The sequence below is a fragment of the Micromonospora sp. NPDC049004 genome, from assembly GCF_040649315.1.
GTDB lineage: Bacteria > Actinomycetota > Actinomycetes > Mycobacteriales > Micromonosporaceae > Micromonospora.
Window position 1 is genome coordinate 321,943 of record NZ_JBEZFG010000003.1, and the last position, 13,325, is coordinate 335,267.

14 protein-coding genes are annotated in these 13,325 nt (G+C 71.2%); 8 read left to right on the top strand and 6 right to left on the bottom strand.

The window, feature by feature from the left end; translation table 11 throughout:
• The first annotated feature begins 18 nt into the window (after positions 1–18).
• The 3 genes from AB0B97_RS10870 to AB0B97_RS10880 are packed head-to-tail and all read left to right on the top strand — an operon-like array spanning position 19 to position 2,492.
• Positions 19–1,161 (top strand): sensor histidine kinase, encoded by a 1,143-nt coding sequence (locus AB0B97_RS10870; RefSeq protein WP_357492592.1) that lies wholly within the window; start codon positions 19–21, stop codon positions 1,159–1,161.
• The gene (locus AB0B97_RS10875; protein ID WP_234582745.1) at positions 1,158–1,763 is read left to right on the top strand and encodes a response regulator transcription factor; all 606 of its coding nucleotides are present in this window, start codon (positions 1,158–1,160) and stop codon (positions 1,761–1,763) included. The genes AB0B97_RS10870 and AB0B97_RS10875 overlap by 4 nt, the downstream gene beginning before the upstream one ends.
• Positions 1,764–1,787: 24 nt before the next feature.
• The gene (locus AB0B97_RS10880) at positions 1,788–2,492 is read left to right on the top strand and encodes an ElyC/SanA/YdcF family protein (protein ID WP_357492594.1); all 705 of its coding nucleotides are present in this window, start codon (positions 1,788–1,790) and stop codon (positions 2,490–2,492) included.
• A 34-nt stretch (positions 2,493–2,526) separates the two neighbouring features.
• Here the strand turns inward: AB0B97_RS10880 and AB0B97_RS10885 are convergent, their stop codons facing one another.
• The 4 genes from AB0B97_RS10885 to AB0B97_RS10900 are packed head-to-tail and all read right to left on the bottom strand — an operon-like array spanning position 2,527 to position 6,780.
• A complete protein-coding gene (locus tag AB0B97_RS10885; protein WP_357492596.1) occupies positions 2,527–3,543 on the bottom strand; it encodes a LacI family DNA-binding transcriptional regulator in 1,017 nt (338 codons plus the stop codon).
• A 54-nt stretch (positions 3,544–3,597) separates the two neighbouring features.
• The gene (locus tag AB0B97_RS10890; protein WP_357492598.1) at positions 3,598–4,437 is read right to left on the bottom strand and encodes a carbohydrate ABC transporter permease; all 840 of its coding nucleotides are present in this window, start codon (positions 4,435–4,437) and stop codon (positions 3,598–3,600) included.
• A complete protein-coding gene (locus tag AB0B97_RS10895) occupies positions 4,434–5,432 on the bottom strand; it encodes a sugar ABC transporter permease (protein WP_357492600.1) in 999 nt (332 codons plus the stop codon). Before AB0B97_RS10895 ends, AB0B97_RS10890 begins: the two co-directional genes overlap by 4 nt.
• 52 nt (positions 5,433–5,484) lie before the next feature.
• Positions 5,485–6,780 carry an extracellular solute-binding protein gene (locus tag AB0B97_RS10900; protein WP_357492602.1) on the bottom strand — a complete coding sequence of 432 codons (1,296 nt, stop codon included), beginning with the start codon at positions 6,778–6,780 and terminating at the stop codon, positions 5,485–5,487.
• 249 nt (positions 6,781–7,029) lie between these two features.
• On the opposite strand from AB0B97_RS10900, the gene AB0B97_RS10905 reads away from it, so the two are divergent.
• A complete protein-coding gene (locus AB0B97_RS10905; protein WP_357492604.1) occupies positions 7,030–8,655 on the top strand; it encodes a glycoside hydrolase family 43 protein in 1,626 nt (541 codons plus the stop codon).
• A gap of 33 nt (positions 8,656–8,688) precedes the next feature.
• On the opposite strand, the gene AB0B97_RS10910 is transcribed toward AB0B97_RS10905, so the two are convergent.
• Positions 8,689–9,567 (bottom strand): dihydrodipicolinate synthase family protein, encoded by an 879-nt coding sequence (locus tag AB0B97_RS10910; RefSeq protein ID WP_357492606.1) that lies wholly within the window; start codon positions 9,565–9,567, stop codon positions 8,689–8,691.
• A gap of 70 nt (positions 9,568–9,637) precedes the next feature.
• Between AB0B97_RS10910 and AB0B97_RS10915 the strand changes: the two genes are divergently transcribed.
• From AB0B97_RS10915 to trxA, 4 genes are all read left to right on the top strand, one after another.
• Complete coding sequence (locus AB0B97_RS10915; protein ID WP_357492608.1) at positions 9,638–10,534, top strand: LysR family transcriptional regulator; 897 nt, start codon at positions 9,638–9,640, stop codon at positions 10,532–10,534.
• Between the two features lie 144 nt (positions 10,535–10,678).
• On the top strand, positions 10,679–11,896 hold the full coding sequence (locus AB0B97_RS10920; protein WP_357492610.1) for a chitosanase: 1,218 nt from the start codon (positions 10,679–10,681) through the stop codon (positions 11,894–11,896).
• A gap of 133 nt (positions 11,897–12,029) precedes the next feature.
• Positions 12,030–12,422, top strand: a complete 393-nt coding sequence (locus AB0B97_RS10925; protein ID WP_234582735.1) for a MerR family transcriptional regulator — start codon at positions 12,030–12,032, stop codon at positions 12,420–12,422.
• Positions 12,392–12,739: a thioredoxin gene (gene trxA / locus AB0B97_RS10930; protein WP_234582734.1), complete on the top strand. Its 348-nt coding sequence runs from the start codon at positions 12,392–12,394 to the stop codon at positions 12,737–12,739. The genes AB0B97_RS10925 and trxA overlap by 31 nt, the downstream gene beginning before the upstream one ends.
• 21 nt (positions 12,740–12,760) lie before the next feature.
• Here trxA and AB0B97_RS10935 read toward each other — a convergent pair whose 3' ends face one another.
• Positions 12,761–13,192 carry a cold shock domain-containing protein gene (locus tag AB0B97_RS10935; RefSeq protein ID WP_357493418.1) on the bottom strand — a complete coding sequence of 144 codons (432 nt, stop codon included), beginning with the start codon at positions 13,190–13,192 and terminating at the stop codon, positions 12,761–12,763.
• Between the last annotated feature and the right edge of the window lie 133 nt (positions 13,193–13,325).

Here is a 13,325-nt window from a genome sequence, read left to right on the forward strand (position 1 = left end):
CTCGATACGGTGTCCAGCATGTCGTCCGGGGCCGCCGCGCTCAGCCGGAACCCTCGTGGGTTCGTGCTCGTCGCGGCCCACACCCTCTGGCTGTGGCTGCTGCTGACGCCGGCCGCCGCGATCGTGCGCGGGCAGGTGCACCCCGCGACTCCGGCGGCGGTGGGGCTGGGCGCCTTCGCGCTGCTCTATCTCGCGCTGGTGGCCGTGCCCGTGGCCGACCTGGTCGTCCGACCGGCGGTGCACCACGCCGGGCTGGTCGCCTTCGCGCTGCTCGGGGTCGGGCTCGCCCTCGCGTACGCCGGCGGCCCGGAGGGCTGGCTGGTCCTGCTCCTGTACGTCGCCACGGCCGGCGCGGTCGGTTTCGTGCGGGTGGCCTGGGGGTTCGCCTGGGTGGGCGGATCTGCCGCCGCCGTCGTGATCATCGGTGTGGTGGACCGGGCGTCGGCCACCGACACCGCCCAGATGGCGCTGATCACGGTGCTCGCGGGCGCCCTGACGTTGGCGTTCGCCCGGACGGCCCGACTGGTCGAGGAGCTGCGCCGCACCCAACGGGAGCTGGCCCGCACGGCGGTGGAGCAGGAACGGCTGCGCTTCGCCCGGGACCTGCACGACCTGCTGGGCCACACGCTGTCCCTGGTGGTCGTGAAGGCGGAGGTCGTACGCCGGCTCGCGCCGACGGACCCGCAGCGGGCCGCGGCGGAGGCGGCGGACATCGAGCGGATCGGACGGACGGCACTCACCGAGGTCCGCGAGGCGGTCACCGGCTATCGGGAGCGCAGCTTCGCGCGGGAACTCGACGGCGTCCGGACGGCCCTGGCCGACGTCGGCATCACCGTCAGCGTGTCCGACATCGACCGCCCGCTGAGCGTGGAGGCGGACGACGCGTTCGGCTGGGTGCTGCGGGAAGGGGTGACGAACGTGGTGCGGCACAGCCGGGCATCGCGGTGCGATGTCGACGTCACCTCCGACGCCGACGAGGCGGTGCTGACCATCCGCGACGACGGGGTGGGCGGTCGTCCGCAGTTCGGCAACGGTCTGCGCGGCCTCGCCGAGCGGTTGGCGCAGGCCGGTGGGACGCTGCACGTCGGCCCGGCGCGCGGTGGGGGCCTGCTGCTCACCGCCCGGATCCCCCACTCCCCCACGGGACGGTGGGCGCGGTGATCCGACTGCTGCTCGCCGAGGACCAGGGCATGATGCGCGGGGCATTGGCCCTGCTGTTGAACCTCGAACCCGACATCGAGGTGGTCGCCGAGGCCGCGACCGGGGCCCAGGCGACGGAGGTGGCTCTGCGGGTACGTCCCGACGTGGCGCTCCTGGACATCGAGATGCCCGACGGCAGCGGCCTCGACACCGCCGCCGCGCTGCGCGACCAGCTGCCCTCCTGCCGGGTGCTGATCCTCACCACCTTCGGGCGGCCCGGCTACCTGCGCCGGGCGATGGAGGCCGGCGCCCACGGCTTCCTCGTCAAGGACGGGCCGGTGCAGGAGCTGGCGGTGGCCGTCCGACGGGTCCTGGCCGGCGAGCGGGTGATCGACCCGGCACTGGCCGCCGCGGCCCTCGCGGCCGGCCCGAACCCGCTCACCGACCGGGAACGCGACGTGCTCGCCGCCGCCGTCGACGGGGCAACCGTCGCGGACATGGCCGCCGGGCTGCACCTGTCCGAGAGCACCGTGCGCAACTACCTCTCCGCCGCGATCGGAAAGACCGGCACCCGCAACCGCATCGAGGCCGCCCGCACCGCGCGGGCCAACGGCTGGCTCTGAGCGGGCCGGACTAGTCTCGCCCGAATGCGGGGACGTTTCGGTGTGGCGCGGTGGTACGGGGAGCACCGGCGGCTCGTCCGTCGTACCCTCTTCGTTCTGGTGGTGGGTGCGGTGGTCCTGGCCGGCGGCACCGTGGCCAGCGTGTCGTGGGTCCGCGACGAGTCGGACGGCCACCTCTTCAGCGAAGCCGACGTGCCGGCGGCGCCGGTCGCCCTGGTGCTCGGCACCAAGGTGGACAGCGACGGTACGCCCTCGCCGGTCCTCGCCGCCCGGTTGGAGATCGCCCGGCGGTTGTTCGGCGCCGGCCGGGTGGACGCGATCCTGGTGTCCGGCGACAACATGAACGCCGACTACAACGAGCCGGAGGCGATGCTGCGCTGGCTGGTCGACCGGGGGGTGCCGGCGCGCAAGGTGGTCCTCGACTACGCCGGCTTCGACACGTACGACTCCTGCGCGCGGGCCCGGCAGATCTTCGGCGTGCAACGGGCGACGGTCGTGACCCAGTCGTTCCATCTGCCCCGGGCCGTGGCGTTGTGTCGGCGGCTCGGCATCGACGCCCAAGGGGTGGGCGACGACAGTGCGAAGCGGTACGCGACGACGTGGCGGTTCGGTTCGCTGCGCGAGACCGGCGCCTGCCTGAAGGCCGCGGTGGAGGTGTTGTCGGGCCGGGAGCCCGCTCACCTCGGTCGCCGCGAGACGGGCGTCGACGACGCCCTGCGCGACGCCTGAGCGCAGCAGGCGGGGTGCCGCGACGGTCGTGCGGTCAGCGGGGCGGGCCGGCGCTGTCGCGCACGACGAGTTCGGTGGCGAGTTCGATGCGCGGGCTCTCGGTCTTCTCGCCCCCGGCGAGACGCAGCACGGTCCGGGCGGCCAGCATGCCCATCTCGGCCAGGGGCTGGCGGACCGTGGTCAGCGGCGGGGAACACCAGCGGACCTCCGGCAGGTCGTCGAAACCGACCACGCTGACGTCGTCGGGCACCCGCAGGCCGCGTTTGCGGACGGCCTCGTAGACGCCGAGCGCCATCTGGTCGCTGGAGGCGAAGATGGCGGTCGGTGGGTCGGGCAGGGCCAGTAGTTGCGTACCCGAGGTGAAGCCGGCCTCGTGGTAGAAGTTGCCGGGCCTGATCAGGGCGTCGTCGACGGCGACGCCGGCGGCGCCGAGCGCCGCGCGGTACCCGTCCATCCGGGCCCGGCTGCACATCAGGTGTGGTGGTCCGGCGATGAAGCCGATGCGGCGGTGCCCGAGGCCGAGCAGGTACTGGTTGGCGCTCAGGCTGCCCGCCCAGTTGGTGGCGCCGATGGTGGGCGACTCCTGCGGGTCGACACCGGCGGGGTCGATGATGACCACCGGCAGGTGCAGCCGGCGCAGCTCCGCCTGCAGAGGTGGGTTCACCATCGAGGTCACGAAGATGACGCCCTCGGTGGAGCGGGTACGCATGTTGTCCAGCCACTGCTTGGCCGACGAGATCCGCCAGTGGATGGCGGAGACGACGGTCCCGACGCCACTGGCCCGGGCGACGTCCTCCACCCCGCGAATGATCTCCACGGCCCACGGGCTGTCCAGGTCGTTGAAGACCAGGTCGATCAGCGCGGCCTCGGTCCGCCGGGCCTGGGTGCGCCGGCGGTAACCATGGTGGTTGAGCAGCCGCTCGACGCGCTCCCGGGTCTCGGGAGCGACGTCGGAGCGACCGTTGATGACCCGGGAGACCGTGGGCACTGACACACCGGCCAGCCGCGCGATCATCGCGATGGTGACGTTTCGGCCGTTGTCGGAGCCCACGGTCCGCTCCTTTGTCTGGCGGGACGCTTCAGGTGGGTTGACGATCCGGTGTCGTCACCCCTTGACACTGCCGGTCAGGCCGCCGATGAGTTGGCGTTCGGCCACGGCGTAGAAGCCCAGGGCGGGAATCATGGACAGGACGACGTAGGCGAGCACCCGGGCGGTGTCGTCGGCGTACTGGCCCTGGAACGCCTGGACCCCGACGGGGAGCGTCCACCAACTCTGGTCGCTGAAGACGACAAGCGGGAGCATGAAGTTGTTCCAGCTCGTCACGACGGCCAGCACCGAGACGGTGGCCAGGGCGGGACGGGCCATCGGCAGCAGGACCCGCCAGAAGAACCCGAAGGAGCTGCAGCCGTCGAGGACGGCTGCCTCCTCCACCTCGGCGGGGATGGTCCGGAAGAACTGGCGCAGGATGATGATGGTGATCGGCAGCCCGAACGCGGCCTGGGGCAGGATGACACCGAGTGGGTTGTCCAGCAGGCCCAAGCCCCGGAGCAGGACGAACAGCGGCAGGATCGCCACCGCGAACGGGAACATCAGGCCGATCGCGAACAGGGTGACCAGAAACTCACGGCCCCGGAAGGCGTAGCGGGCGAAGACGAACGCCGCCATCGCCGCCGCGGCGACCACGATGAACGTGCTGCTGACGGCGATGAGCAGGCTGTTGCCGAGCTGCCGCCAGAACACACCGGAGGCGAAGAGGTCGGTGTAGTTCTCCGGCACCCACGGGTCGGGCAGGCCCAGTGGGTTGGTCGACAACTGGCCGTTGTCCTTGAAGCCGCCGATCACACCGAACCAGACCGGCACGACGATGAGCGCGCCGACGCCGATGCAGATGAGGTGCAGGACGAGGCTGCGGGTCCGCTGGGCGCTGCTGGTGGTGGCGGTCATCGCTGGCCTCCCTGGTTGGTGATCGCGCCCGCGGTGTCCCGACGCAGGACGATGCGCTGGTAGAACAGGGCGAAGACGAGGCTCAGCAGGAACATGACGATGCTGATCGCGCTGGCGTAGCCGACCTCGAAGCGGCGGAAGCCGTACTGGTACATCGTGACGGCCATGGTCTCCGAGGTGTGGATCGGGCCACCGCCGGTCAGCACCCACACCATGTCGAACAGTTGGATGGTGCCGATGACCGACAGGAAGATGCTGATGCGGATCGTCGGGCCGAGCAGGGGCAGGGTGACGTGCCGGAACGCCTGCCAGGCGGTGGCGCCGTCGGTGACCGCGGCCTCGGACAGCTCCTTCGGGATGCCCTGACGGGCTGCCAGGAAGAGCATCATGTAGAGGCCGAAGTACTTCCAGGACACCACCAGGAAGACGGCGAACAGCACGGTGTCCGGGTCGGCGAAGACGGCGCCCGCGTCGGCGCCCAGCCAGCGGGAGACCGACTCGCCCAGGCCCCGGTTCGGCGAGAACACCAGGGTGAACAGGACGGCAGTGGTGACCTCGGAGAGCACGTACGGGGCGAAGAAGATCAGCCGGTACACGGCCCGGCCGCGCAGCGGCTGGTTGAGGAGCATGGCCAGGGCCAGCGCCGCGGGCAGCTGCACGGCGAGGGACAGCAGCACGAGCACGAGGCCGCGCCACAGGTCACCCCGGAAGGTCGGATCGCCGAAGGCACGGGTGTAGTTGTCCAGCCCGACGAAGTTCTCGGGCAGCCCGAAGCCGTTCCACTTGTAGAGGCTGGCGTAGCCGGCCACCAGGATGGGCGCGACCACCAGCAGCAGGAACAGCGCCAGGGCGGGCGCCAGGAAGACGGCGAGGACGCCCCCCCGCCCCGGCCGGGGCTGGCGGCCACGCTGTCGCGTGGTGCCCGGCCCCGGTGCCGGCGGATCGGTCGCCGTGTCGCCGCGCCTCGTGTCCGACACGGTCGATGGCCTGGTCATGCCTGCTCCACTCGGGTTCTATCGCCGGCTAGGGATGGATACGGGGTCACGGTCAGACGGTCTTGGCCACCTGCGTGATGTCCTTGAGGATCGCCGCGGGCGCCTTCTTGCCGGCGATGATCTCAGCGACGCTGTCGTTGATCTGCTGCCCGAGCGCGGGCGCGTACGCCTGGTCGAGGTAGAGCTGGAAGCCGGTGTTCTTGGCCAGGGTCTCCGCGACGACCTTGTTGTTGGGGTCGCTGATGGCGTCGGTGGCCTCCTTCACCGTGGGCAGCACCGCGCCGGTCTTCGCGGAACGACGCTGGTTGTCGGCGCTCAGCAGGAACTTCAAAAAGTCGATGGTGGCGGCCGGCGCGTCCTTGCCGACGGCGAAGCCGTTGCCACCGCCGAAGACCTCGGTGGCGGTGCCCTTGCCGCCGTCGACGGCGGGGAACGGGAAGAAGCCCAGCTTGTCGCCGAGACCCTTCTTGCTGGTGGAGCTGGACGCCTGGACCGCCGGCGCCCACTGCCCCATCAGCTCCATGCCGGCCTTGCCGTTGCCCATGGTGGCGGCCTGCCCGTCGGGCGAGCCGAACTCGGCACCGAGGAAGCCCTTCTGGAACGGCTGGAGGTCGACGAGTTCCTTGAGTCGCTCACCAGCGGCGGCGAGGTCGGGGGTGTCGAAGTTCTTGTCGTCGACGGCCTTCTGCAGCGCGCCGACGCCGCCGATACGCATGGCGAGGTAGGACCAGTAGAAGTGCGCCGGCCACTTGTCCTTGCCGGCCAGGGCGACCGGGGTGATGCCTGCGGTCTTGAGCTTGCGTACCGCGTCGAGCAGGGCGGCCCAGGTGGCGGGCGGCTCGGTGATGCCGGCACGGGCGAAGTGGTCCTTGTTGTACCAGAACCCGACCATGCCGATGTCGAACGGGATGCCGTAGATCTTGCCGTCGATCGTGTACGGCTGCATGGCGGCGGGCAGGATGCCGCCGACCAGGTCCTTCACGTCGTCGGTGAGGTCCTTGACCAGGCCCGCGTCGACCTGCTGCTTGAGCACGCCGCCGCCCCAGGACTGGAAGAGGTCCGGCGGGTCGCCGGCCTGGGTGGCGGTGGTCAGCTTGGCCTTGAACGCCTCGTTCTCCAGCGGCTGGATGGTGAACGTGACGTTGCTGTGCGCGGTCTTGTACTCGTTGGCCATCGCGGCCCACACCGGCAGCATCGGCTCGGTGTTCTGGATGTGCCACCAGTTGATGGTCTGCGGGGCGTTCGGGTCGCTGGACTTCTCGTCGCCACTGCAGGCGCTCAGCAGGTAGGCGCCGGCGCCGGCGCCGGCGAGGCCGAGCAGCGATCGGCGGGAAAGGTGCGCTGTCATGATCCATCCCTTCGGGGACTCACGGGGTGCTCGGACGCCGGCCGAGCCGGCAAGGGTTCGAACCTGGATCTCCGGAACTTTCATTGCTTCGTCGGTATTACCGATCGATGGCCGGGACGCTACGAGCAGTTCCCCCAGCGGTCAAGACCCCTGTCCTATCGCGATAAGACCGGCTACCGTACGAGGGGCTTCCAGTGATCTGGTCCCTGCAAGTTTCCGGAAGTTTCATAGCCGCACAGAGGAGCCCCCGTGTCGACCGACACCGCTGACGTGGCGACCGCTGCCTGGTCGATCCGCAACCCCGTCCTCGCCGGGTTCCACCCGGATCCGTCGATCCTGCGCGTCGGCGATGACTTCTACCTGGCCACCTCGACCTTCGAGTGGTATCCGGGGGTCCGCGTGCACCACTCGCGCGACCTCGTGAACTGGCGCCCGTTGGGCGGGATCATCACCGACCGCCGCCTGCTCGACCTTCGGGGCTGCGGCGACTCCAACGGTGTGTGGGCGCCCGACCTGACGTACCACGATGGGGAGTTCCACCTCGTCTACAGCGACGTGGCCAGCTTCGCCAGCGGTTACTGGGATCCGCAGAACTTCCTGATCACCGCACCCGACATCGCCGGCCCCTGGTCGGATCCGGTGAAACTGCACGGGCGCGGCTTCGACGCCGCCCTGTTCCACGACGACGACGGCACCAGCTGGCTGCTGAGCATGAGCGCCGACTGGCGTCCTGGCCGCGACCGCTTCGGCGGCATCGAGATCCAGCAGTACGACCGGGCGGCGCGTCGTCTCGTCGGCCGGCCCCGCATCCTGTTCACCGGCACGCCGGTCGGGGTCACCGAGGGCCCGCACCTGTACCGCCACGACGGCTGGTACTGGCTGATCACCGCCGAGGGCGGCACGAGCTGGGAGCACCAGGTCACCGTGGCGCGCTCGCGGGAGTTGTTCGGTCCGTACGAGGTGGACCCGGACGGTCCGTTGCTCACCTCTGTCGGTCGGCCGGACCTGCCGTTGCAGAAGGCCGGTCACGGCAGCCTGGTCCAGACCCCGGACGGCGGGTGGTACCTGGCCCACCTGGTCGGCCGCCCCTACTCACCGCTGGGCAACTGCGTGCTCGGCCGGGAGACGGCGATCCAGCGGGTCGAGTGGCCCTCGGGCGGTTGGCCCCGGATTCCCGGCGGGGTCCCCGCCGAGGAGGTCGCCGGGCCCGACCTGTCCCCGCACCCGTGGCCCACGGAGCCGGCCACCGACGACTTCGAGGCCGCCGAGCTGGCTTCCTGCTGGTCGACGCTGCGCCGGCCGGCCAGCGCGGACTGGATCGACCTGACGTCGCGCCCCTCGCACCTGCGGGTGCACGGTGGACAGTCACCGGTGGGTCGGCAGGCGCCGAGCCTGGTCGCGCGACGCGTCGGGGCGACGCACTGCTCGCTGGAGACAGTCGTCGAGTTCGACCCGGTCGACCACCGTCAGCTCGCCGGGATCACCGCGTACTACAACACCCTCAACTGGCATCACCTCTACCTGACCCGCGCCGACGACGGCCGTACGGTGCTGGAGCTGCTCAGCTCCGACAACGGGCGGCGCACCCCGTACCCCGAGCTGACCGTCGATGCCAGCGGCGTCGACCGGGTCGGTCTGCGGGCGGTGTTCGACGGGCCCGTGGTGCGCTTCGACTACGACCTCGGCGCGGGCTGGCAGCGGCTGCCGGTCGATCTGGACGCGACGATCCTGTCCGACGAGCACGCCGCTCTGATCATCGACGGGGAGCCGGCGGCGTGGGGCTTCACCGGGGCGTTCGTCGGCCTGTGGGTGCAGGATCTGGGCGGCGACGGGGTGTACGCCGACTTCGACCGGGCCACCTACCGGGAGCACTGACCGCGCGGACGCGGCCCGGCGGGCGCCGTCCGGTCACCTCGACGTGCTCGTCAGCTCGTCCAGGTGCCGGAGCGCCCGCCGGGCGGCGTCCGGACCGGCGGGCACCAGCGGCAGCCGTACGCCGGCCGTCGGGATGCGACCCTGCGCGTGGAGCACCGACTTGATCACTGTCGGGTTGGGTTCGGCGAACAGCGCCGCGGACAGGCCGGCGAGCCGATGGCCGAGCGCCCGCCCCCGCACGAGGTCCCCGGCCTGCCAGTGCGCGACCAGTTGGACGAAGTCCGCGGGGGCGACCTGGGCCGAGGCCACGATGGCGCCGTGCGCGCCGAGGGCGAGCAGCGGCGAGATGAGCGGGTCCTCGCCACCGAGCACGGCGAAACCGGGCCGGATGTCGGCGAGGAAGTCGACGGTGTCCCCGTCGATCCCTCCGGTGGCGTACTTGATGCCGATGACGCCGGGCAGGCTGGCGAGTTGCCGAAGGTCGTCCGGGCTGAGCTGCTGCCCCGTGCGGTACGGGACGTGGTAGACGACCAGCGGCACCGGGCTGGCCTGGGCGAGGTGGGCGAAGTGGGCGTGCACTCCCGCGCCGCCCGGCCGCAGGAACGGGGGCACCAGGCTGAGCGCCGCCGTCACCTCGGCCCGGTCGGACAGGGCGCGCAACGCCTCGACGGTGTTGGCGCCGACGAGCAGGTGCGCGCGGCGGGCACGGCAGACCGCGGACAGGACGTCGAGCACCGAGCCGCGCTCGTCGTCGCTGAGGGCGGCCGGCTCTCCCGTCGTGCCGAGAGCGACCACGCCGGCCGCGCCGGCGTCCAGGGCGTCATTCGCGAGGGCCGCCAGGGCGTCGATGGCGACGCCTCCCGCGAGATCGAACGGGGTGATGAGCGGAACGTACAGGCCGGTCAGGGTCATGCCTCCACTCTCGGCCGACCGACCAGGAAGGTCCAGTTCCGATTGCTCCACCTATCCGTAAGCTGAGCTGATGCTTGATGTCCGCCGCCTGGTCCTGCTGCGGGACCTGGGCCGCCTCGGCACCATCGCCGCGGTCGCCCAGGCCCACGCCTACACGCCGTCGGCCGTCTCGCAGCAGCTGGCCGCCCTGCAACGGGAGGCGGGCACCCGGTTGCTGGAGCGCACCGGACGCCGGGTCAGCCTCACGTCGACCGCCACCGCGCTCGTGCAGCACACCGAGGTCATCCTCGCCGCACTGGAGGCCGCCGACGCGACAGTGGCGGCCGCCCGAACCGGTCTGCGCGCGAGCGTACGCATCGGGGCCTTCCCCAGCGCCGTACGCACCCTGCTGCCGGCAGCCCTGGCCACGCTGGCCCGCGAGCATCCCGCGCTCGATCTCATGATCAGTGAGCTGGACCCGGTCGACATGCCGGCCGCCCTGCGGAGCCGACGGCTCGACGTCGCGCTGCTGCACGACTACGACATCGCGCCGACCCCGCCCGATCCGACGGTGGACTCGATCGCGCTGCTGCAGGAGACGGTCTTCCTCGCCGTGCCCCGCACCACCGCCGACGACACCGCCGCCGAGCCGATCAGCGCGGCTCGCGACGCGCAGTGGATCCTCGGCAGTCCCGGCACGCTCTGCCACTCGGTAGCCCTGCACGCCTGCCAGTTGGCCGGCTTCACGCCGGCGGTGCGGCATCACGCCGACGATTTCACCGCAACGCTCGCTCTCGTGGCCGCCGGTCAGGGCGTCGCCCTCATTCCGCAGCTCGCCATCGCGCAGCCCTCCCCGCAGGTCCGGCTGCTGCCGCTGGCCATGCGCCGCCGCACGCGCGTCGCCTACCGCAGGGGCGCGGGCGGCCACCCCGCGGTCCTCGCGTGCGTCTCCGCGCTGCGGGGCGCCGCCACCGCCTTCCGCGATTGATCCCGATAGTCGCCGATCGACAGTTGATCGACGTACCGCTATCTGTTAATACTGTTTCCTGAAGCTCGCGGTGCCCGCCGGGGCCGATCGCCGCGTCGGGCACCGACCGGCCGGCGGCACGCCGCCCCTTCCCCGAGGAACACCATGGTGCGCAAGAGAACAGCCGCCTACGTCGTGGGCACCCTGCTGACCGGCGTCGCCGCGGTCGGCTACGGCCTCCCGTCGGCCAGCGCCGCGACCGCCGGCCCGATCACCGGCCTCGGTGGCAAGTGCGTCGACGTCGCGGGCGCCAATCCGGCCAACGGCACGCCGGTGCAGCTCTACGACTGCAACGGCAGCGCGGCCCAGACGTGGACGGTCGGCAACAGCGACAGCTCGATCCGCGCGCTCGGCAAGTGCCTCGACGTCACCGCCGCGTCGACCGCCAACGGCGCCAAGATCCAGCTGTACGACTGCAACGGCACCGGCGCCCAGAAGTGGAGCGCCGCCAGCGGTGGCGCCCTGATCAACACCGCTTCGGGCAAGTGCCTCGACGTGACCGACCGGAGCACCGCCAACGGCGCCCGACTGCAGATCTGGACCTGCGGCGGCACCACCAACCAGCAGTGGACCCTTCCCGGCGGCGGCACCCCCACCCCCACGCCGACCGCCACGGTCCCGGCCGGCACCAACCTGGACGACCCGGCGAAGAAGGACGTCGCCATGCAGCTCGTCTCGGCGGCCGAGAACTCCTCGCTCGACTGGCGCGCGCAGTTCTCCTACATCGAGGACATCGGCGACGGCCGCGGCTACACCGCAGGCATCATCGGCTTCTGCTCCGGCACCGGAGACATGCTCGAACTGGTCCAGGCGTACACCAACACCAAGCCGGGCAACGTGCTGGCCGGCTACCTGCCGGCGCTGCGCGCCGTCAACGGCACCGCGTCGCACGCCGGCCTCGACCCCAACTTCCCCCGCGACTGGCGCACCGCAGCCAACGACTCGGTGTTCCGCGCCGCGCAGGAAGCCGAGCGGGACCGGGTCTACTTCAACCCCTCGGTCCGCGACGGCAAGAACGACGGGGTACGCGCACTCGGCCAGTTCGCCTACTACGACGCGGCGGTCATGCACGGGTACGAGGGGATGCGCCAGATCCGCAGCCGCGCCCTCGCCCGCGCGAAGCCGCCGGCCCAGGGTGGCGACGAGCGGACCTGGCTCAACGCGTTCCTCGACGAGCGGGTCATCGAGATGCGCAAGGAGGAGGCGCACTCGGACACCTCCCGCGTCGACACCGCCCAGCGGGTGTTCCTCAACAACGGCAACTTCAACCTGAACACGCCACTGACGTTCGCCGTCTACGGCGAGCAGTTCCGCATCGGCTAGTACCCCCACGGCACACGCACCGACGCTCAGGGCGCCGCACCGCGGCGCCCTGAGCCGTGCCCGGGCACGACCCTTGCCTTGACGCTGACGACAAGGTTTAGCGTGGTCACGACGGGCTGGGCGAGGAGGTTCGATGCTGATCGGCGAGCTGGCTGAACGGGCCGGCACGAGCACCCGGACGCTGCGCTACTACGAGGCGCACGGGTTGGTACGCCCGCAGCGCTCGGCCAACGGCTACCGCGTCTACGACGAGGCGGAGCTGCGGGTCGTCCGGGAGATCCGGGCGCTGCTCGACGTCGGCTTCGGCCTCGACGACGTCCGACCGTTCGTCGCCTGCCTGCGCGCCGGCAACGCGTCCGGCGATGTCTGCCCGGACTCCGTGCTGGTACTGCGGCGCAAGCTCGCCGAGGTCGACGACTACCTCGATCGGCTCACCGCGGTCCGTCAGCAGTTACGCACCCAGCTCACCCACGCCATCGCGCACCGGGAGAAGACATGCCCCAGGAAACGACAGTCCGCCCCCTGACCACCGTCACCGACGCCACGTTCGCCGAGCTGGTGCTGGCCAGTGACCGGCCCGTCGTGGTCGACTTCTGGGCCGAGTGGTGCCCGCCCTGCAAGATGATCGAGAAGAGCCTCGTCGAGCTGGCGCAGGAGTTCGGCGACCGCATGACCATCGCCAAGCTCAACTCCGACGACAACCCGCAGACCACGCGCCGCTACGCGGTCATGTCGCTGCCGACGCTGCTGGTGTTCCGTCGGGGCGAGGTCGTCGGCTCGGTCGTCGGCTCCCGGCCGAAGCTCCACCTGCGGCAGAGCCTGACCCTGCACGCGGGCCTCTGACCGCCGTGCCGGATCACCGGCTCAGCTCTCGACCCAGCCGTGTGATCTGGCGTGGTCGACAAGCGACTGTCGGATCGCGGAGAGCTGGGCCCCGGTCAGCGTCGGCACCCGCTCGATCAGCAACTCCGTCACCTCGTACGTGAACTCGCGCGGCGACAGGACGTCGCACATCCCGTCGTCCTCGCCGGCCAGCCCGGTCCGGCTCGGTGTGACGGTCGGCGCCCGTTCCGGCCGGGAGACCCCGACCGGCTCGATGATCCGCAGGGACGCCACCTTCAGACCGCGCTCACCGGACTCCACCTCGTACTCGACGCGCATGCCGGGATGCACGAGATGCCGCTGCTCGCCGAAGTCGTTCGCGTGGACGAAGATGTCCTCTCCACCCTTCGACGGCGCGATGAACCCGTAACCACGGGCGTCGTCGAACCGGATGACCTTACCTACCGCACCCACCGCCACCACCCACTCCACCACCCGACCAGGCCCCCGACCCGGCTCGCACACGGTCTGCCAACGGTACCGGAGCACAGTGGGTGGCCCGTGGTGAGCGATCTCGTCCGATCGGACGATCCGCGTCAGTGGTGGC